Annotated in this window: 11 protein-coding genes; 2 read left to right on the forward strand and 9 right to left on the reverse strand. The window is 69.7% G+C overall.

The features are described from left to right. Positions 1 to 204: 204 nt before the first annotated feature. The 8 genes from IFSED24_RS15200 to IFSED24_RS15235 form a co-directional block, all read right to left on the reverse strand. Complete coding sequence (locus IFSED24_RS15200; protein WP_491332324.1) at positions 205 to 5,325, reverse strand: C25 family cysteine peptidase; 5,121 nt, start codon at positions 5,323 to 5,325, stop codon at positions 205 to 207. 114 nt (positions 5,326 to 5,439) lie between these two features. Then, the gene (locus IFSED24_RS15205; protein ID WP_491332325.1) at positions 5,440 to 7,584 is read right to left on the reverse strand and encodes a TonB-dependent receptor plug domain-containing protein; all 2,145 of its coding nucleotides are present in this window, start codon (positions 7,582 to 7,584) and stop codon (positions 5,440 to 5,442) included. Between the two features lie 26 nt (positions 7,585 to 7,610). Next, positions 7,611 to 9,866: an ATP-binding protein gene (locus tag IFSED24_RS15210; protein ID WP_491332326.1), complete on the reverse strand. Its 2,256-nt coding sequence runs from the start codon at positions 9,864 to 9,866 to the stop codon at positions 7,611 to 7,613. Between the two features lies 1 nt (position 9,867). Beyond that, a complete protein-coding gene (locus IFSED24_RS15215) occupies positions 9,868 to 10,467 on the reverse strand; it encodes a YfiR family protein (RefSeq protein WP_491332327.1) in 600 nt (199 codons plus the stop codon). A gap of 112 nt (positions 10,468 to 10,579) precedes the next feature. Beyond that, positions 10,580 to 11,584, reverse strand: coding sequence for a methyltransferase (locus tag IFSED24_RS15220; protein ID WP_491332328.1), 1,005 nt, complete (start codon positions 11,582 to 11,584; stop codon positions 10,580 to 10,582). 91 nt (positions 11,585 to 11,675) lie between these two features. Continuing rightward, positions 11,676 to 12,788 (reverse strand): hypothetical protein, encoded by a 1,113-nt coding sequence (locus IFSED24_RS15225; protein WP_491332329.1) that lies wholly within the window; start codon positions 12,786 to 12,788, stop codon positions 11,676 to 11,678. Between the two features lie 94 nt (positions 12,789 to 12,882). Continuing rightward, positions 12,883 to 14,556 (reverse strand): L,D-transpeptidase family protein, encoded by a 1,674-nt coding sequence (locus tag IFSED24_RS15230; protein ID WP_491332330.1) that lies wholly within the window; start codon positions 14,554 to 14,556, stop codon positions 12,883 to 12,885. Between the two features lie 39 nt (positions 14,557 to 14,595). After that, positions 14,596 to 15,228: a murein L,D-transpeptidase catalytic domain family protein gene (locus IFSED24_RS15235; protein WP_491332331.1), complete on the reverse strand. Its 633-nt coding sequence runs from the start codon at positions 15,226 to 15,228 to the stop codon at positions 14,596 to 14,598. A 152-nt stretch (positions 15,229 to 15,380) separates the two neighbouring features. Here IFSED24_RS15235 and IFSED24_RS15240 point away from each other — a divergent pair, with 152 nt between their 5' ends. Next, a complete protein-coding gene (locus tag IFSED24_RS15240) occupies positions 15,381 to 16,673 on the forward strand; it encodes an MFS transporter (protein WP_491332332.1) in 1,293 nt (430 codons plus the stop codon). Positions 16,674 to 16,779: 106 nt separating this feature from the next. On the opposite strand, the gene IFSED24_RS15245 is transcribed toward IFSED24_RS15240, so the two are convergent. Beyond that, positions 16,780 to 18,987, reverse strand: coding sequence for a FlgD immunoglobulin-like domain containing protein (locus IFSED24_RS15245; protein WP_491332333.1), 2,208 nt, complete (start codon positions 18,985 to 18,987; stop codon positions 16,780 to 16,782). A 119-nt stretch (positions 18,988 to 19,106) separates the two neighbouring features. Here IFSED24_RS15245 and IFSED24_RS15250 point away from each other — a divergent pair, with 119 nt between their 5' ends. Further along, the gene (locus tag IFSED24_RS15250; RefSeq protein WP_491332334.1) at positions 19,107 to 20,300 is read left to right on the forward strand and encodes a hypothetical protein; all 1,194 of its coding nucleotides are present in this window, start codon (positions 19,107 to 19,109) and stop codon (positions 20,298 to 20,300) included. Positions 20,301 to 20,346 lie beyond the last annotated feature (46 nt).

Below are 20,346 nucleotides of genomic sequence, written 5' to 3' on the forward strand. Positions count from 1 at the left end.
AGAGAACTCCGATGCAACCACCAATGGTATCACGGCGCCGCCACCGGAGAGCGCACAATTCAGTCAAATATTCTCCACAAATAGCCGGCCCATGGGGGCTTTCTTGCACAATTGTACACCATCGGCGGGCCCGGGTGACGTTTCCATCGCCAAAGGGGCCAGGGAATCCCTTCCTTGGCCCCGGCTCCGTCGCTGGTCTGGCTTCTACTTCAACAGCAGCATCTTCCTGACCAGCGAGCCGTCCTCGGTGGTCAACCGGTAGAAATACATGCCGCTGGCCACCTCGCCGCCCTGGTCGTCGCGTCCCTGCCAGACCGCCTCGCGACGACCGGCCGGTTGTGGCCCCTGGACCAGCGTGCGCACCAGCCGTCCCTGCACGTCGTAGATGCGCAGCGTGGCGTCCTGGGTGCGAGGCAGCGTGAAGACGATGACCGTCTGCGGATTGAACGGGTTGGGCTGATTCTGGCCCAGTGCCAGGTGCGTTCCGACCGCGGGGATATCCACCGTGCCCGGCACGATGGTGAAGACACCGGACTCGTCGCTGGCCTGCCGCTCCATGGCATCGAGGACCTCGACCCGCACCCGGCAGCTGTCGTTCGCCGGTCCTCCCGGCACGTCCACGGTCCAGGCCAGGGTGCCGTCGAGGGGGCCTTCGGCCAGGAGCAGTTCATAGCTGTCACCGCCATCGAGCGAGAGCCAGACGCGGGCGTGGACCACGCCCACGTCGTCGGCGGCGTTCCAGGTGACGTTCAGGGTCTGGCCGGCGGTGAACTGGGCACCGGCCACCGGCGCGATCAAGGCGACCGTGGGCGGATCCTGGTCGGCGGCCAGGGCGGTGGCCTCCAGCCGCAGGTCGTCGATGGCGGCCTCCACCAGCGAACCGTTGCTGAGATCGGAGGCGAGGAAGCGCACGCGGAGACGATCGGGCGTGGCGAAGTGGTCCTCCAGGGCGACCTGCACCTGCTGCCAGGCGTTGTTGCTGAACATGGTGTTCTCCACGTCGACCCAGCTCGCGCCGCCGTCGTTGGAGATCTGGACCTGCCAGACGTCTTCGCCGGGGCTGCTGCCCTGGTCGTTGGTGTACCAGCGCCAGTAGCTCAGGGTGACCGCGCTGTAGCCGGCGAGGTTCCAGGTGGGGCTGTAGAGGCTGGTGACGCCGCCGTCCACGTCGTTCTCGCCCACCGAGCCGCCACTCGGTTGCTGGCCGGTGAACCAGCACTGGACCCCGGGTGCGGCGGTGTGATCGTCCTCGGGCTGCACGGGCTGGCCGTCGTTCTCGGTGCCGTTGGGATCGTCGAGGGTCCAGATGCCGGACGAGGCGCTGTCCGATCCCTGGACGTCGACGCTGAACCCGCCGCTGTCGCCCTCGAAATCCTCGTCCACGATGGTGGTGACCTCGGCCACCTGGAACGCGTAGCACGGCCACGGTGCGCCCACCGGATCGACCGAGCCATGGCCCAGGATGTCGACCGCGCTGATCCAGTACTGGACACGCGTGCCCAGCGGCTGGCCCGGGATCTCGCCCATCACGTCCGGGCTCTCGGTCTCCACGGGCTGCAGCGGCACCTCGAAGGGGCCGCCACTGGTGCTGGAGGTGTAGTAGAGGTGGTACTCGGCGACCCCGCTCAGGTCGGTGATGGTCGCCCCGATCTGGTAGGGGCCTTCGGTGTCGGAGGTCCCGGAGAACTGGGTGGTGCCCGTGATGACCGGGCCGCCGATGTCGATCAGCTGGAAATCCTGTGTCGTGGCCTGGCCCTCGCGGATCTCCACGCCGCGGGCGGTGTCGGCGGGACAGCTGGGGTGGCTGACGGCGATGTCCCAGGTGCCCGCGGGTGCCGAGCCCGTGAAACGGCCGTCCTCGCCGCTGAGGAGCGTGCGGTTGGCGCCGACCACGGTGATCGAGGCGCCGGGGATGGGCGAGCCGCCGGCCGAGGCGTTGCGCACCATGCCCTGCAGCGTGCCCTGGATCTGGGGCACGATGGGTCGCCAGGCGATGGCCCGGCCCGGCTGGATGGTGGCGGCGCCGCCGGCGTAGTGGTTGCCGTAGGCGTAGGTCAGGCCGCGGGTGCGCGTCCGGTCCTGGATACCCACCCCGAAGTAGGTGGTCTCGTCGGCCGACACGGTGACGCTCTGGTACTGGATCTCGATCAGGCCGTCGCCGGTGTCGGTGCCGGCGTGCGCCGGGTCGGTGAGGATGATCTCGAAGGTGCAGTTGCCGCTGTAGTACCCGTCGGGATACGACTCGTACCAGGTGCCGAAGTTGTCCCACTGCACGAAGAAGCGGTGGTTGGCCTCGTCGTGCCAGGTGAGCACCTGGCCGCCGGCGAGGTCATCCCAGAACGCGCAGACCATGGCGTCGGGCGAACCGTCGGCGGGCAGCATCCAGGGCCGGTAGAACTTGAGGTAGGTGTCGCCGAAGGCGAGCCAGCCGTTGGAGCAGATGGAGACGCGGTCGTATTCCTCGCCGTAGTAGGTGAAGGCGAAGGGCAGGTCGACCGTGCGGGTCTCGTCGTCCCAGCGGTCGGTGTCGCTGATGCCGGTGTCCTCGCCGACCAGGGCCAGCTCGACCCAGTCGTAGGCGGGCGCCAGCGGGTCGGTGTCGTCGTTGCTGAAGGCGTAGTAGCCGTAGGGGTCGGGACCGGTGGGGTCGCCGGCGCTGGCGGTGCCCACGGTGGTCTGGAACTCGAGCACCTGGGTGCCGCCCTCGGCGAAGGTCAGCTCGAGGGTGAAGCTGGCGAGGTGGCCGGGATAGCCGACGTCGGGGAAGCTGACGCCGAAGGCGTCGCTGGGGAGCGACGAACCGCCCGCGGCCAGGGCGCCCCAGGCTCCGTCGCCGTCGGTGATGTCGACCCACTGGCTGTCGCAGCTCAGCCGCCCGATGACGCCGGCGGTGCCGAGGTCGCCCACGTTGCCCAGGTCGAAGATCAGGACGCCGCTCTCGCCGGGGTCGGGGCTGCCGCCGGGATGGCTCCAGGTGGTGCCGACCAGGTCGCCCCGCGGGCCGTGCACCGGCAGGCTCAGCAGGCTGGTCCAGGATTCGCCGCCGCCGCTGGCCACGAGTTCGACCACGGCGGTCACGCCGCCGGGGGCGTCCCCGGCCAGGGTCACGGTCCAGGGCTGCTGCGACCAGGCGGTCCCGCCGGCCGGGACGGTGCCGAAGGACACCGGATCCGGATCGAGGACCAGCCAGTCGGGGCCGGCGGTGAGCGCCGCGGTGGCGGCGCTGACGGCGTTGGTGCCGCCGTTGGCGAGCTGGATCGTGAGGTCGAGCGACTCGCCGGGGTTGGCCTGGCCGTCGGCGCCGTCGGCGATGGCGAGCTGGGCCAGGTCGAGCGAGCGCGCGACCGTGCCGCGGGCCACGGTGCCGCGGTAGGGGTAGAGGTCGTGGCCGGTGACGGTGACGTGGATGTCGCCGCCGGCGGCGTCGGCGATGTCGAGGACCACCTGGCCGGACTGGTCGGTGAGTGCCACGTTGCGCAGAGTGCCCGCCTGATAGACCGCCACGCGGGCGCCCGCAACCGGCGATCCGCCGCTGGTCACGGTGACCGGCAGCGCGCCGGCGGTGAGCGCCACCTGGTCGGCATGGCTCACGTCGAGGGTGGCCGGCACGCCGGTCCACAGCTCGGTGGCGGGGTCGCCCATGAGGTTGTTCCAGGTCGACCAGGTCCAGACCTTGTTCTGCTCGTTCTGCCAGAAATTGATGTAGAAGTTCATCTTGCCGCGGGTCAACGCGGGGCCGAAGCGGAAGTCGCCGCTGCGCAGGAGGTGGTCGGTGATGCCCAGGAACATGCAGTTGTTGTACCGCGTGTGGGTGCCCGAGGTGGCGGTGCCGATGGCGCCGATGCCGCCGCCGTTCGCGGCGCGCAGGAAGGCCTCGCTGCGCGCGGTGGTGTCGTCCTGGAAGCTGCCGGTGTCGCAGGTCAGGATGATGGCGAAGGGCAGCTGGCGACCGTTGGTGGTGGCCTGGATGTGGTTGTAGCTCATGCCGCTCATGCCGCCGAGGCCGCGGTAGGTGAAGACCGTCTCGCCCTGGTTGATGGTGGCCATCATCTTGGTCAGGTAGCTGGGAGTCCAGATGGTGTCGACCTGGGTGTAGCCCAGCTCGAGCAGCTGGTTCTTCACGAACTGGTTGGTGAAGATGCAGCTGTAGCCCGAGGTCGAGGGGTCGCCGGTGAGGCCGGCGGTGGTGAACCAGTCGGTGTCGCTGAAGTCGGGTTCGCTCTCGTAGTCGATGATCTTGTCGAGGGCGAGCCGGAGCTGGCTGGTGCTCTGCACCGAGATGCGGCCGACGTGGACGTCGGCCAGGACGTCCTCGCCGTCGAGGCGCGAGTAGTTGTGATCGCCCTCGCCGTAGTAGCCCGAGGTGGTCTCGTTGAAGGTGGGCACGGCGATGGACCCGTTGGCGTCGCCCACCAGGGTGACGAATTCCAGCGGCGGCTCGATGGCCTGGTAGCGGTTCATCAGGTGGGTCCTGATGGCGTTGTTGGTGCCGCCCACCAGCCCCATGTTCACGACCTCGACGTTGTAGCCCTGGTGCCGCCGCCATTCGGCCAGATCCTCGATCATCTCCAGGACCGATGCGTTGTTGGGGCAGATGTAGATCACGCTGCCCGGACCGCTGACCACGTCGTCGCCGCGCTCGTAGCCCAGGACGGTCTGCTCGTAGAGCGTGGCGAACGACTCGGGGATCTGACGCGCCGTTCCGGCGGGATCGTTGCGGGTGTCGCGGCCGGTGAAGGTGAGCTCCGCGGTCATGCGCGCCGCCGCGGTGACCTCGCCGCGGGCCGGGTCGTAGGCCACCGGCGCGAAGGTGACCGGCACCACGCGCAGGCCGTGCAGGAGCGCGGGCTCGCCCACGGTGACCCCGATGGCGCTGGCCGGCGTATCGGCGTACGTGGTCGCATCGAACGACGGCGCGGCCTTGTCCCGGTCCAGGACGGGCTGGACCGGCGCGGGCGCCAGGTCCGGCAGGGCCTGGGTGTCGTGGTCGACCAGTCGGACCTGCACGCCCGAACCGGCGGGCAGGGCCACCAGGCGGGTGATGGTCGGCAACGCGACCTGGCCCACGGCGCCGGTGAATCCGCCGTCGGGCAGGCCGAGGCGGTCGAAGGTGCGGCCGTCGATGGCGACCCGTTCGCGGGCGATGCCCTGCAGGTCGAGCTGGAGCGTGAGGCTGCCGGCCTGGCGGTCCACGATGGTGAACCTGGCAGTGGCCTCGTGGGCGCCGGGACCGAGGGGCAGGATCTCATCGCCGGCGCCCGTGGCGTTGCCGGCCACGGCGAGCAGCAGGATCAGGGAGGGCAGCAGGCGGGGGCGGGTCGGCATGTGGGGAGCCTCCGGACTCGGTCACGACGGGGTTGGCACCGGTTCAAACAACCATTTTAGCACGCCGGACCGCCCGAGAGCCTCGCAATTGTGTCCCGAAACGCAGGTTTGCCCTCAGATTTGGAGGCGAAAGGTCAGGACCAACGACGGCGCCGCGTGCCGGTACTGGCTGGTGCGCTGGAAGAAATTCTGCTTGTCGAGATCCTCGTCCAGGAGGCCGAGCAGGTCGTGTCCGTGCACGCCGGCCGTGATGCGCGGCGAGGGCCGGAACTCGAGTCCCAGGCTGAGGTAGGCGCTCGCGCCGAACGCCCGCGGGTCGCCATCGTAGCGTGGCAGACCGGGGGCGTCGGCCACCGCGGCGTTGTAGTCGGCGAGGTCCCGGCCGCCTTGCAGGCCCCAGTAGATGCGGGCGGCGCCCGAGGCGGTCCAGGCCGGGGCGAAGACGTAGCGGCCGGCCAGCTTGGTGCACTGGGTGTGCCAGTTGGCCAGGTCGTTGCCGAAGCCATAGGGCGCGGCCGAGATGTTCTGGACCGGCGTGTCGCGGGTGAGGTCGAAATCGATCTGCTTGGTGAAGTTGTGCGAGAAGACCAGGTCGAGCCGTCCGGCGTGCCGGCCGATCTCGAGCTCGAGGCCGTAAGTTTCGAGCTGGCCGATGGCGTTGATGGAGCTGGTGGCGCCGTCCCAGGATACCACGTCCAGGATGTTGTAGTAGGCGCCGGCGGACCAGCGCCAGCCGCCGGGGGCGGTGTGCTCGTAGCGCAGCTCGAGGTTGTCGACCGTCTCGGTCTGGTCGGCGGTGCCGCTGACCAGTTCGGCGCGGTAGAGGTCGGCGTCGTCGGAGCGGCGGACCGAGCGGTTGTAGATGGCCTTCCAGGTGTCCTGCTCGCCCGGCGTGTGGATCAATGCGAACCGCGGCGAGGCCATCCAGGGCGTGTAGGTGTGCTTGTCCAGGCGCAGGCCGAGGTTGGTGGACCAGGTCGGACCCAGCCGCCAGTGGTCCTCGGCGAAGAACGACCACATGTCGGTGTCCCAGATCGTGCCCTCGGGGATGTCCGACTCCATGACCCTCGAGGGGCTGGGTTCGAGCAAGCCCTGCTTGCCGAAGATCTCGTGAGAGAGGGCCAGGCCCAGGGCCAGGTCGTGGCCGGCACCCGGCTGCAGGTGGGCGAGGAGGCGTCCGAGATACTCGTCCTCGCGCCAATGAAGATCCGTAGCGTTGGGGTTGTGGACCAGGATGTCGGTGAGGTCGTAGCTGAGGCTGGCGTTGACGGAGAGGCGCGGGCCCAGGTGGTGCTCGTAGCGGGCGAAGGCGGTGAACTGCTGGTAACCCTCGCCGGTGTCCAGGAGGGTGGCCGGATCGCGCAGCTCGTAGTTGCTGTGCTGGGCGGCGGCCCGGATGCCGCCACGGGTGTAGCGGGTCCAGGCGTCGAGGTGTTCGCCGGTGAGCTGGAGGTGGGCCTTGTAGCGCGGCTGGCGATCGAAGGCGCCGTCGAGGTCGTTGACCGCGAAGGGCACCGGCTGGCCGGGGACCACTCGCGAACCGTCGCCGGCGGTGAAGGCGTGGCTGAAGAACAGGGGGGCGACGGCGTTGCTGGCGCCGGCGTAGCCCTCGACGCCCAGGTGCGCGAACAGGCCCAGCTGGTCGGTCAGCCGGTGGCCGTACTTCAGCTCGAGGCTGGCGAATTCCTCGCCAGCGCCCGCCCGTCCCTGGGCCGAGAAGCCCTCGAAGTTCAGGCCGTTGTAGGTCTCGATGCTGATCACGCCGGCGATGGCGCCCGGTCCCGACACGGCCGAGCCGGGACCGCGCACCACCGAGATCTGGCGGATATCGCCGAGCAGCGAGAGATGGCGCTCGGTGAGCGCGCCGCCGTCGCGGGTCTTGACGTTCATGTTCCGGCCGTTGACCAGCATCAGCAGCTTGTTGTTGCGGTCGCTGATGATGCCGCGGATACCGAGCATGCTGGCCTGGTTCTTCTTCAGGAACTGCAGGCCGGGTACGAAGATCTCGAGCAACTCGTCGAGATGGCGGGCGCCGGAGTGCTGGATGTCGGCCTGGGTGAGGACGGTGACGGCGGCGGGGGTGAAGCGCTCCTCGATGGGCAGCAGGGTGGCGGGCTGCACCACGCGGATCTGCGCCAGTTCCGCCAGGGAGAGCGAGAAGGGATGCTCCAGATCGACCTCGTCCTGCGCTCCGACGGGAGCCGGGGCCGCGACCAGGCACACCCATAGCGCCGTGATCGTCAGGACGGGGATCTTCATGGCGCGGCCTCTCGATCAGGTTCCGGTCATTCCTTCTGCAGGCACTCGTGGACGAGCTGGCCCAGTTGCTGGAGATCGAAGGGTTTGCTGGCGATACGGACCAGTCCGAGGGCGCTGACCTCGACCTGGTCGACGCGGTCGCGGTTGCCGGTGCTGATCACGATGGGGAGCGCGGAGCGGCGGGCGCGCACCCGGTGCGCCAGGTCGAGTCCGGTGAGGTTGGGCATGGTGAAATCGGTGAGCACGAGGTCGAAGGAGTCGGGATCGTGCTCGAAGGCCTCCAGCGCCAGCCAGGGATTGGTGAAGCAGACCACTTCGTACCCCAGTCGCGTGAGCATGCGCTCGACCAGCTCGACGATCATCTCCTCGTCGTCGACGAAGAGCACGCGTCCGTGGCCTTCCAGGCTCTGGCGGGGCAGCTCCAGGGGCTGCATCGCGGCGGTGGTGATGGTCGGCAGCAGGATGCGGAAGGTGGTGCCCTGGCCCAGATCGCTCTCCACGGCGATGTGGCCGCCGTGATCGCGCACGATGCCATAGACCACGGCCAGCCCCATGCCCGTACCCTCGCCCTCGGGCTTGGTGGAATAGAATGGTTCGAAGATGCGTTCGATCAGCTCGTCGGGTATGCCCTCGCCGGTGTCCGAGATGATCAGCTCGAGGTAGGGGCCCGGCCGCAGTTCGGGATAGCGCTGAACATCGCTGCTCGCGAGGTCGCGGGGGCAGAGCTCGAGCTCGAGCAGGCCGCCGTGTTCGCGCATGGCGTGGTGGGCGTTGGTGCAGAGGTTCATGACCACCTGGTGCAGCTGGGTGGGGTCGGCCAGCACCGGGGGCACGCTGTCGGGGATGCGGGTCTTGATGCTGATGGTGGCCGGCAGCGAGGCGCGCAGCAGGGTGAGCGCCTCGTCGAGGATGACCGCCAGATCGACGGGCGTCTGTTCCTGACGGTTCTGCCGCGAGAAGGCCAGGATCTGGCGGGTGAGCTTGGCGGCGCGCTGGCTGGCCTGCAGGATGGTGCGCAGCGACTCCTGGATCGGATGGTTCTCGGGCAGGTCCTCGAGGGCGAGGCTGGCGTTGCCCATGATGGCGCCCAGGATGTTGTTGAAGTCGTGGGCGATGCCGCCGGTCAGCGTGCCCAGCGCCTCGAGCTTGTGGGCCTGGGCCAGCTCGGAGCGGAGCTGCTCGCGCTCGCGGTCGGCCTGCACGCGATCGGTGGCGTCGATGAACAGCCCCTCCAGCGAGGTGAGGCGGCCCTGGCTGTCGGTCACGGGATAATTGGACTGGGCGATGGTGCGCTCGCGGCCCTGCCCGTCGATGATCCGGTACTCGAGGATGGGAACGATCTGGCCCGCGGCGGCCTCGTCGAGCATCTGCTCGAAGCGTTGGCGGTCCTCGGGATGGACTAGCGAGCGGAGCAGGTAGGGGTCGGTGGTGAGCTTCTCGGCCTCGTGGCCGAAGAGCGAGAGGGCGCCGGGACTGCAGAATTCGAGACGGCCCTCGGGAATGGTCAGCCGGAAGACCACCTCGTCGATGCGGCCGAGCAGGTGGGCGTACCGGGCCTCGCTCTCGTGCAGCGCCTGTTCTCGACGCTGGATGCGGACGAGCATCTCGTTGAAGCGCTCGGTGAGCTGGCCCAGCTCGTCGCGCCCGAACTGACGGGCGCGGGCCGAATAGTCGCGTTCGCGCATGATGCGGTCCGCGGTCGCCTGCAGCTCGATGATGGGGCGCCGCAATCCGCGCTGCAGCACGCCCGCCAGCGCCAGGCTCAGCGCCAGGGCCACCGCCAGCAGGATCACCATGGCGACGCCGAAGATCTGCATCCGCTCGCCCAGTTCGTCGAGGCGCGCCTGCACGTAGATGTTGCCGATGGGGACGCCGCCGTAGGTGACCGGCCGCACGAGCTCCAGCATCTCGGCGGTGAAGCGGTGCGGCATCAGCGTCGCGGGGTCGGGGTACGTGGTCGACTGGCCGGGCCGCTCGAACGAGGCGAAGAGTTCGCCGTCGAGGGTGAAGATGCAGGCGCGGTCGATGCTGCGCTCGACGTCCAGGCCCTCCAGCACTTGCTCGGCGAACGCGATGTCGTCGAAGATCAGGCTGGAGGCGCAGGTCTGGCTGGTGACGTCGGCCACCGTGGTCATGGTCTGCAGGAAGTGCTTGCGGAACGAGGTCGCCTCCATCCGGACCAGGGCGATGCCGGTGACCAGCAGGGCCACCGCGGTGACCAGGCCCCCGTAGATCACGAGCTTGAAGCGGAAGGGCAGGTTGTTCCAGAACGACCACCGCATGTCAATCGACCTCCCGCGGCGCCGGTTCGACCAGGGTCGCATGCTGCATGAACTCGGCGCTCAGCCGCAGCGAACTGCCGTGCAGCGCCTTCCGGTTGACGTCGATCCGCACCCGGCCGCCGGCGATGGCGAAGCCCACCATGCCGCCGCGCTCACAGAAACCGTCGATTTCGCTGGCGAGCAGCACGCCTGGCGGTGCGCCGCTGGCCAGCAGCCCGTGGGCCTGGTCGCGCGCCGATTCGGTGAAGAAGATCACCTGGTAGCGGGTGAGGTCGTCCGTCCGGTCGGCCAGGAGCTGATCGGGATCGAGGCGTTCGATGCTCAGGGGATACCGACCGGCGCGCAGGTCCTGCCCCGAGCGGCGGAAGAGGCCGACCAGGTCCTGGGGGTCTTCGCCCACGATGCAGATCCGCAACGAATCATCGTCGGCGGCGAAGGTGCCTGCGGGCCAGGTGGTCAGGCGAGCCAGGTGGTAGAGGTAGGCGGCCTTCACCCGGGCGGCCTTGTCCCGGTCGATGGGTACTTCGGACCGCCCTCCAGTGGGATACAGCAGGGTCAGGATGAAGGCGAACAAGAGCCACGTGATGGCACGGGTCTTCATGCACCGTCCTCGAGGGGCCGGAACGAGGAGCCGACGACCGGCTCCCGGATGGCTTCGTCAGCGGAGGTGATCATACAAGAGATCTTTGTACTGATATACAGGAAAGACGTGTTCAGCCCGGCTTCCTGGCCGTCACCACGCCGCTGTTGGCCGCCACCTGGAACCGGCGCAGGTTCTGCAATCCGATGTCGGCCAGCATTTCCTCGGTCTCGCGCCAGGTGTAGCTCTTCCCGCCGGCGGTACCCACCAGCATGTTCACCGCGAAGCGCGCACCGAAGGCGGGTTCGGTGCGGCTGTCGGCGAGGAAGAAATCCTTGACGATGAGGAGGCCGCCGGGAGCGAGGGCGCCGGCGGACTTGGTCAACAGCAGGGTGGTCTCCTGCGGCGAGAGCGAGTGGATGATGTTGGAGACGTAGACCGCGTCGAAGAGGGGCTCGTCGCCGACCAAGAGGCTGTCGGTGTGATAGTCGCCCGCGCGGGTGGTGATGCGGCCGACCATGCCCGCGGCGGCGATCTCCTCGGCGGCGATGGGCACCACCTCGGCAAGATCGAAGACCACCGCCTGGAGCGCTGGCCAACGGCGGCAGAAGGTGATGGCGCTGGTGCCGGGCCCGCCGCCCAGGTCCAAAAGACGCCGGCAGTCGCCCAGCTCGCCGATGGCGTCGGCGACCTCCAGGCTCGACTGTCGCGAGATGTCCTTCATGCCGCAGATGAATGCGCGCAGCGAGCGGTCATCGCGGCCGCCGGCGCTGGCCGGAGCGGGCTGGCCGCTACGGACGACCTCGGCCAGCTGGACCCAGCGCGCCAGCAGGTGGTAGTGATGGTCGAGGATGCTGTGGAGCGAGCGATCGCTGTCGGGGTCGAGGTACGGGGTGAACGCCTCGGCCAGCTGGAAACGCGTGGCGCCGGCGTGCTGGAGGATGCCCGCGGCGGTCAGGGCGCAGAGCAGGACGTCGAGGGCGCGCTCGTCGCAGTCCAGGGCGGTGGCGAGATCGGCGGCGGAGCGTGGGCCGTCGACCAGGGCGGCCGGAATGCCGAGGTGGTTGGCGGTCAGGAGGATGATCGCATCCTGGTAACCGGCGGACATGCTGTCGAGGAAGCGGCGGGGATCATCCATGGCTTCGGCTCCTGCGAACGTGCTGTCGGCGCGCCAGATGGTCCTGTCATGCTCGACGCAGAAGCGGAAGGCGTCAACCCCTGGTCCTCGTTCAGAGCGATACCGTTTGCCGGGGAGCGGGCGCGGCCCCTGCCAGGCGTCGCCGCAGCGCCGCGGCGATCCACTCGAGGTGGCGATCGCGTTGACCGCGACCGCAGACCAGCGACTGGCCTTCACCGTGCAGCACGAGCTCGCGCTGGTCGGTGAAGACGGGACGACCGCTGTCGAGCACGCCGAGGCCACCGACCTCGACGCTGACGACCTCGGCCCGGCCCCGGCCCGTCCGGGGTTGGACCGCGATGTCGGTGAGACCCCGGCGGGGCAGGATCTGCTCGCCGAACTGCCGTCCGCCCCAGCGGAAGCTCACGCGGATCTCGTCGCCCGTGCACGTCAGGCGCTCGTGTCCCCGACCGACCACCACGCCGATGGCCGCCAGGAGCGCGCCCAGCACCACCAGCGCCATGGCCATGGCCAGGCTGGAGATCGGGGCCGCGATCAGGGCGTTGCCGGCCGGCAGCAGTCCGGGCTGGCGACCCAGGACCACCAGCAGGACGAGTCCGCCCGCCAGGACCGCCACCAGGCCGAGGAGCAGCCGGATGGCGCCTGTGCGGGCCAGGCCCGCGGGTGGCAGGTCCACCACGAATTGCGTGTCGGTGCTCTGGACCCCGAGGCCGGAGGGGTGAGCGAGATGGTCCTCGCTGCGACCGTAGCTCGGTCCCTGGTCCAGGGCGGGCGTCACGGTGAACTCCTGCGGCGCCAGGCGTTTGACGGTCTTGCCGCTGGTGTCCACTGCCTCGAGGTGCAGGCGTCGGGCGAGGTCTTCCCAACGTTGCCGGGCAGGGTCCTCGGCAGGGGAGGCGAAGACCACGAGCGGTCGGGCCTCGTCGGCGAGGGTCACGGCCACGGTCCAGCGATGCTGACGCTGGCGGGCCGCTCGCGACGAGGATCCGGGCACGCGTTCCTTGTTCAGCGTGACCTTACGGAGGTCGTCGCGCAGGACCCCTTCGCGCCGATGGGTCCGGATCCCGGCGCCGCGCCGCAGGACGTAGGTCCCGTCCAGGAGGTCGAGATCCAGATCCACGCGTCCGCAGAGGGCGCCGAGCCGGTGATGCCAGCCAAAGCGGAGGCGCTCGGGGGTGTCGGTGCGGAGGCGGAGCAGGTGCACGGAGCGTTCTCCAGATCAGGGGTCGGTCGAACCGGGATCGGGTTCAGGATCGGCAGCCTCGGGGTCATGCTTGAATTCTGGCTATCAGGGGAACTCAGTCGATCGCGGAATGGGCGCCGTGCCGCCGATGCAGCAGCGGTGGTGCCGAAAGGGCGGCCAGCACCGCGGTGTCGCGGTCGTAGAGGTCGTCGCGGAACTGGACCGATCCGTCGGCGTCGACGTAGGCAGTCCAGTAGAGCAGGAAGACCGGTAGCGGCTCGCTGAGCCGGACCGTGGTGCGCTTGCCGCCGGCCACCACCTGCTCGATCCGCTCGGCCGACCATCCGGGCTGGTCGGCCAGGAGCAGGGCGGCCAGCTCCAGCGGATTCTCCACGCGGATGCAGCCCGAACTGAAGGCGCGGGCCGAGCGTGAGAAATGCTGGCGGCTGGGCGTGTCATGCAGGTAGACCGCGTGCTCGTTGGGGAACATGAACTTCACGCGACCCAGGGCGTTGTTGGGCCCGGGATCCTGACGCACGGTATACGGCATGGTGTCCACCGAGTTCCAGTCCACCGAGGCGGCCGCGACCTCGCGTCCCTGCCGGTCGAGCAGCTTCATGTTCTGCTGCGCCAGATAGGAGGGGTCGCGCTGGACCTGGGGCAGGATGCTGCGGTCGGCGATGGAGGAAGGCACGGTCCAGGTGGGATTGAACTCGAGGTAGGTCATGCTGGCGGAGAAGACCGGGGTCTGGGTGAAGGGACGGCCCACCTGCACCCGCGACCGCCAGACCACCGCGTGGTCGCGCACGAGCCAGGTCTCGAAGGCGGCGATGTTGACCAGGACCATGTCGGAGGTCTCGAAGCGCATGACCCAGCGGTCGCGCTCGAGGTTGATGCGAAGTTGCCGGGCCCGGGCCTCGGCGGGGACGTTGAGGGCGGCCAGGGTCTGGCGGCCCACCACGCCGTCGGCCTCCAGGCCGTGGCGGGCCTGGAAGCGGGTGACCGCGGCGGCGACCACCGCGTCGAAATCCTTGCCGTTGAGCGCGTCGGCGGCGAGGTCGCCGGTCAGGGTGAGGCGGCGGCGCAGCCAGGAGATCCGCTCGTCGGTGGCGCCCTCGCGCAGCGTGGGACCCTCGGCGACCGCGGGCCAGCCGCCGGCGTCCACCAGGGCGCGGTAGCGGGCGTGGGCCTCGCGCATGCGCCGGTAGAAGGGCAGCTGCGGCCGGGCCTGGCTCAGCAGGCGTTCCGGAGCGCCATCGGCGAGGGATGAGAGCAGGTCGGCGGTGATCCTCTCCCGGCCCCGCGCGGAGAGGAGGTCGGGATTCTCGTAGAGATCGTACAGGTTCCAGTGCTCGTCGAGCCGCGCGGGATCGGTCTTGCCGAAGGCGAGGTGGTAGGCCATCAGCTGCAGGGCGTCGGTGAGCAGGATGTCCCGCTGGGCCAGCAGGAGCGGCTCCTCGGGGGTGGCCGAGCCGAGGCGGTTGAGCGCCGCGAAATGGTAATCCGCGGGATCGAGGCCGTCGTTGGCGATGTCCACCATGGCCTCGAGCATCCTGGCCACCGTGGCCGGTTCGGTCCAGAGGGGGACGTGGCCGTTGGCGGCGTAGACCTGCTGGAGCGACCGGCGGGTCAGCACCTGGTCGTCCGCGATCACCAGCGAGTCCTCGCGCGCCATGGCGCCCAGCTGCGCTTCGATGATCACGGTGGCGGCGGCGATGGTGTCGTCAGCCAGGGCCGGCAGGGAGACGAGCAGGAGCAAGGGCGCGAGCAGGGCGAGCTTCGGGCGCAAGGATGGTCCTCCGGATTCCGGTCGAGAAGAGACGCTGGATCAAGGAACCGCAGGGTCAATATAGCTGGATTCGTGGAGGTAGCCGGGGTCGTCGCAATAGATGAAGAGGCAGGTCCCGTCCTTGATCATGTCGATGATGTCGCGGGCGCTTTCGCGCGGCAAGGCGGGGCAGCCCCAGCTCCGGCCCAGGCGACCGTGCCGCCGGGCGAAGTCGTGGGAGACGTAGTCGGCGCCGTGGATCACGATGTGGCGGCGGGCGGCGTTGTCGTTGATCCCGGGCTCGAGTCCGCGCAGGCGCAGCGAGTAGCCGTGCCGTCCCTGGTAGGTGCCGCCGGTGACGAAGAAACCGGGGCTGCTGCGCAGGGATCCCGGCTCGTTGCCGAAGCGGGTGGCCAGGTTCTCGCCGCTGTTCTTGCCGTGCGCCACCAGGCTTGCGCGCAGGATCTCCTCCCGCGTGGGATCATAGACGTAGAGCCGCTGCGCGGTGCTCGGGCGGCTGTAGTCGATGATGGTCAGCACCGCGCCGGGCTCGACCTCGCCGGCGGCCACGGCCTTTTCGTAACCGGACAGCGCGACCTGGAGGACGCCCTGCTCGAGGGCCTCCTCTGCCGTGGCGCCGTGCTGGCCGGCGGCCAGGAGCAGGGCCAGGGTGATGGGAGCAGCGTTGGTCATCCGATCCTTCCGGCGGGAAATATGGCATGATCGAGTATCCTGAAACAAGAGGGCTGATGGCCTGGTTCCGGAATTCCCGCGGTGAAACCGTTGCCCGCGGCCGCATTCCCGGGTAACGTTCGCGCCTCAACCCCAGTGGAGGTGACCGCCACATGCCCCGTTCTCCCTTCCCCCGCGTCTTCTGGGTGGGCAACGTCATCGAGATCCTCGAGCGTTTCGCCTACTACGGCCTCTACATGGGCTTCCAGATCTTCGCCACCAAGACCGTGCTCGAGGGCGGCCTCGGCTGGAGCGAGAGCCGCCTCGGCGTGGTCCAGAGCATCTTCCTGTTCCTCAGCTACAGCGTGCCGCTGGTCTCGGGGGTGCTGGCCGACCGCTACGGCTTCAAGCGCATGCTCCTCTGGTCGTACGTGCTCTACCTGCCGGGCTTCGTGCTGCTGGTGCTGACGCGCCAGTTCGCCGCGGTGCTCGCGGTGATGGCGCTGATCGCCGTGGCCGCCGGCATCTTCAAGCCGCTCATCGCCGGCACGGTCCGGCTGACCACCGACGGCACCAACCGCACCCTGGGTTTCGGCATCTTCTACCTCATGGTGAACGTGGGCGCCTTCTTCGGTCCCATGACCGCCGGGGCGCTGCGCACGCACAGCTGGAACTACGCGTTCCTGGCGTCGGCCATCGCGGTGGTCGGCATGATGATCGTGACCGCGCTGTTCTACCAGAACCCCATGGAGCCCGAGCGCGACCCGGCCAAGCGCCCTCCGCTGGGCCAGCACCTGGCCGAGATCGTGCCGTTCCTCAAGCAGGGGAAGCTGCTGGCGTTCATCCTCATGTTCGGGCTGCTCATCGAGGTGCCGTTCTGGGCGTTCTTCAACCTCTGCCCCATGTACGTCGACCGCTTCGTGGCCACCGACAAGCTCTACACGGCGTTCGCCTCGGTCTTCGGCGAGGGCTTCGTGGGGCTGTTCGCCACCGAGGACAAGCACATCGCCGGCGAGACCCTGGCCCACACCGCGCTCTACGTGATCATGTTCCAGCTGCTGGTCACGCGTCTGACCGAGAAGATGCGCTCGATCCCCGTGGTGTCGCTGGGCATCGCGGTGATGCTGCTGGGCTGCCTGGGGCTCTGGGCCGCCACCGGCGAGGTGCCCTGGTTCATGTTCGCGGGCACCATCCTCTTCGCCGTGGGCGAGATGGCGTGCATGCCGCGCATGGAGCAGTACCTCATCGGCATGCTGCCGCCCGAGAAGACCGGGCTCGGCGGCGGGCTCCTGCGCATCCCCGTGGCCATCGGGGCCGGGCTCAGCGGCGTGACCATCAACCCGCTCTACGGCAGGTTCATCGCCGGCGGACACCCGCAGCTGATCTGGCTGGTGCTGGGCGGCATGCTGCTGGTGGGCTACCTGGGCATGCTGGTGTACGACCGGATCTGGCGGTCGGCGGATTAGGGCGGAGTCGTGCGCCGCGAGGATCGGTTCCGTGCGGCCACGCGGGAAAGTATCACGATCCTGCGGACATCCGCGGATTGTCCGCATCGAGGCGCAAGAATAGAAGTCAACGGACAAGGGCCAGCTTGACCGTCCGCACGATCTCCGCGCCCTCGAGCCGCGCCAGGTACAGGCCGGACGGCAGGACTCTTCCCGCCCCGTCCCGGCCGTCCCAGACCCGGTGATGCTCTCCGGCGGCGAGGACCCCGCTCGCCAGCCGGGCCACCCGCCGTCCCGCGAGGTCGTGGACCGAGAGCGTGGCGGCCATGGCGCGCGGCAGCCAGAACGACACCGTGACCTGCGGATTGAACGGGTTCGGCGCGGCGGCCAGCAAGGTCGCCGCGGCCGTGTCCGCAACATCGCCGCCGGGACGCTCCACCGACACGCCGCCATCGTGGTGCTGCGGGACGATGACCAGGCCCTGGCTCTGCGCCGCGGCCAGGACGATCCCGCCGCCGGCCGCCGTGTGGAAGGCGTTGTCGGGCAGGAAGGTCTCGCCCACGCGGACGGGGCGGTCGGGGTCGCGGACGTCCACCACGTGCAGGAGGCCTGGCAGGCCGGACACGTAGGCGGTGGGCCCGATCACCTGGAGATGGCGGAGGAAGCGGTGGAGTTCGACGGAGCCGCGCTGGCGAGGGGCGGCGAGGTCGGTGAGGTCGAGGATGGTGAAGAGGCCGGTGGGGTCGTTGGCCTGGGAGAGGCCCAGGGCGAGGTAGACCAGGTCGCCGCTCGCGGCCAGGCCGTAAGCGGCATCGGCATCGAGGGGGATCCCGGCCAGGAGCTGGGGAGCCATCGGGTTGGCGAGGTCGAAGACCTGGAGCGCGGCGCCGCCGAAGGCGCCGGTGGTGACGTAAAGGCGGTCGGCGGACACGGCCACGGCCAGCGCGTACGGGGGCGTGGCGACCGTGGGCCGGAGCCGCGGGTCGGTGGGGTCGGTGATGTCGACGACATGGACGCCGCCGAGGAAGAAGTCGGCCAGGTAGAGCGCCGGGCCGTGGGCGACGAGATCGCCGGCGTAGCCCGGCAGGGCGAGCTCGGCGACCAGCAGCGGATCGGCGGGATCGGCGACGTCGAGGCCGAAAAGAACGCTGGTGGGTCCGTTGGCCGTGACGACCCAGGCGTGGCTGCCGGCCAGCGCCACGCGCGAGGCGAGATCCGGGAGCGAGGCGACGCCCAGGGGGAGCGGGGCGGCGGGGTCGGCGATGTCGAGGATGTGCAGGTCGCCGGCGGCGACGTAAGCCAGGGTGCCGGCCGCGACCACGCCGCCGGCCAGGTTCCCGAGCGCCGTGATGCTGAGGCGCGGGGGCGCGGCGGGGTTGCCGATGTCGAGGATCTCCAGTCCGCGCGAGCCGGTGGCCACCAGCGCGCGGTCGCCGGCCACCGCGAGGGCGCGGGCATCGCCCAGGGTGCTGGGGCGGCCGAGGAGGTGGGGATCGGTGGGGTCGGCGGTGTCGACCACGCAGAGGCCGCCGCAGGCGAGGTAGGTGAGCGGCCCGTCGACGGTGACCCGGAACGCGCGGTCGGGCAGGGGGAGGTGGGCGAGCGGGGTGGGGTCGGCTGGGTCGGTGAGGTCGACGACCTGCAGGCCAGCCAGGTAGACCGCCACGTGGGCGAGGGGGCCGGCCATGGCGACGTCGTGGGTCGGGCCGGCGGTGGCCAGGTGGCCGATCACGACTGGCGCGGTGGGCTGGCCGAGGTCGACGACCTGCAGGCCCGCGCCGTCGGCGGCCACGCAGGCCAGTGAGCCGGCCACGGCCACGCCGCGGGCCAGGCCCGGCAGGGCGAGAGTGGCCGCGAGGTTCGGTTCGGCGGGGTCGGCGAGGTCGATGACCAGCAGGCCGGCCGCTCCGGCGGCCACCAGCAGGTGGTGACCGTGTCGGGCGAGGCCGAGGCCGAGGCCGGTGTCGGGGAGCTGGAGCTGGCCGAGGATCCGGGGATCGGCGGGGTCGCCGTGGTCGACGATGCTCAGCCGGCCGTCGGTGCTGGTGACGTGGATCAGCGGGCCGTCCATCAGCAGCCGCCGTGCTTCACCGACCGCGCTGTTCTGGCCCACCGGCCGCACGTCGTGAGGATCGCTCACGTCGAGGATCACCAGGCCCGACGGTCCGTCGGCGAGATAGGCCAGGCTGCCCATGGCCACCACATCGCGGGTGGCGCCGCCCGTTTCGACGATGTCGAGCCAGTGGATGTAGTCGCGGTAATCCACGCCTTCGTCGCCGGAGGCGGAGCCGATCAGCAACGGCAGGAAGAGGGCGGCAAGCGCGGATCTGGTCATGAGCGATCCTGCTTTCGGGGCGCATGGGACTGGACCTGAACATCCAGGAGTGATAAAATCTTATCATTCATCAGGGCGCTTGTCGCCCGGTTCCGACATCGTTCAAGGAAGTCTCGCCCATGCTTCCGCGCCACGCCCTCCTCGCCCTGGCTGGCCTGGTCCTCCCCCTCGTCCTCATCCTCGGCTGCTCAGACGAGGACGATCCCGCGCAGCCGCCCCCCGTGATCCCAGGCATCGGCGTTCCCGAGGACGCGGCCACCCTGGCCGAGGCGCTGGTCATGGCCGATCCCGGCGACACCATCAGCCTGGCTCCCGGTGTCCACGCCGGCGCGGTGACCATCGAGCGTTCGGTGGCTATCCTCGGCCGTGCCGGCGGCGCCGAGGTGATCCTCGACACCGGGGCCGGTCCGGTGACCGTGATGGCCACGGCCGACTCGGTCCTCCTGGCCGATCTCACCGTCAGCGGTGGCCAGACCGCATTGCTGGCAACGCTGGCGGGATGTCTGGCCGTGGATCGCTGCCTGGTGCGCGATGCACAGCTCGGACTGCGCGGCAGCGGCGACAATGGCGAGCAGCCTTGCAAGCTGAGGATCATGGGCACCACCTTCGCGGACCTCGGGCGGGGTCTGGTCACCGGCGGAGCCCTGACCCTGGGTGACGAGCTGGAGGTGGAGATCATCGACTGCATGTTCCGGGACTGCACGGGGACCGAGCAGGCCGTGATGGAACTCCAGCGAGGGGCCACGGCCACGCTGGCCGGAACCCGGTTCATGGATTGCGCCGCCGGTGCGGCCGGCGTGGTGCGCACCGCAGGGGTTGGCGCGCTGAGCCTGGACACGGTCGACTTCCACGATTGCACCTCGCCGCTCTTGACGATCAACACCGAGGAGATGGTGGCGGTACGCCGGGTCACGGTGACGGCCGCCGTGGCGTCGGCTGCCGATGCAGCGCTCTTCCAGGTGGGCAGCTGGAGCGCTGCGGACCTGTCCCAGGTCACCGTGGCCGATTCCCCGTGCGCCGTGCTGGCTTTCGGCTATTATGCCGATGTCCGTCTCACCTGGAGCATCGCGGTGGGGGCGCAGACACCGGCGGTGCGCATTCCGGGCAGCGAGGAGCCGTGGGAGCTGACCCTGGAGCACGTCGATTGCTGGGATCCCGACGGAGACGCCTGGGCCGGCCTGGACGACTGGGTCGACGGGACGGGCAACCTGATGGTCGATCCGCTGTTCTGCGACGCATCGGGTGCAGACTACCGGCTCCGGCCGGCCACGCCCTGTCCCGGCTACGGGGCGCACGAGGTGGGGTGCGACTGAGGCACCGGGAGCCCGTGCATGGCCCCACCATCGCCAAGGAAAGCTG

It is taken from the genome of Candidatus Latescibacter sp. IFSED24 (genome assembly GCF_058273205.1).

What these genes read in the sequence shown, in the direction of transcription:
- IFSED24_RS15235 (WP_491332331.1), bottom strand. Translation starts at nt 15,228, where the DNA reads ATGACCAACGCTGCTCCCATCACCCTGGCCCTGCTCCTGGCCGCCGGC.
- IFSED24_RS15210 (WP_491332326.1), bottom strand. Translation starts at nt 9,866, where the DNA reads ATGCGGTGGTCGTTCTGGAACAACCTGCCCTTCCGCTTCAAGCTCGTG.
- IFSED24_RS15240 (WP_491332332.1), top strand. Translation starts at nt 15,381, where the DNA reads ATGCCCCGTTCTCCCTTCCCCCGCGTCTTCTGGGTGGGCAACGTCATC.
- IFSED24_RS15200 (WP_491332324.1), bottom strand. Translation starts at nt 5,325, where the DNA reads ATGCCGACCCGCCCCCGCCTGCTGCCCTCCCTGATCCTGCTGCTCGCC.
- IFSED24_RS15215 (WP_491332327.1), bottom strand. Translation starts at nt 10,467, where the DNA reads ATGAAGACCCGTGCCATCACGTGGCTCTTGTTCGCCTTCATCCTGACC.
- IFSED24_RS15250 (WP_491332334.1), top strand. Translation starts at nt 19,107, where the DNA reads ATGCTTCCGCGCCACGCCCTCCTCGCCCTGGCTGGCCTGGTCCTCCCC.
- IFSED24_RS15245 (WP_491332333.1), bottom strand. Translation starts at nt 18,987, where the DNA reads ATGACCAGATCCGCGCTTGCCGCCCTCTTCCTGCCGTTGCTGATCGGC.
- IFSED24_RS15205 (WP_491332325.1), bottom strand. Translation starts at nt 7,584, where the DNA reads ATGAAGATCCCCGTCCTGACGATCACGGCGCTATGGGTGTGCCTGGTC.
- IFSED24_RS15220 (WP_491332328.1), bottom strand. Translation starts at nt 11,584, where the DNA reads ATGGATGATCCCCGCCGCTTCCTCGACAGCATGTCCGCCGGTTACCAG.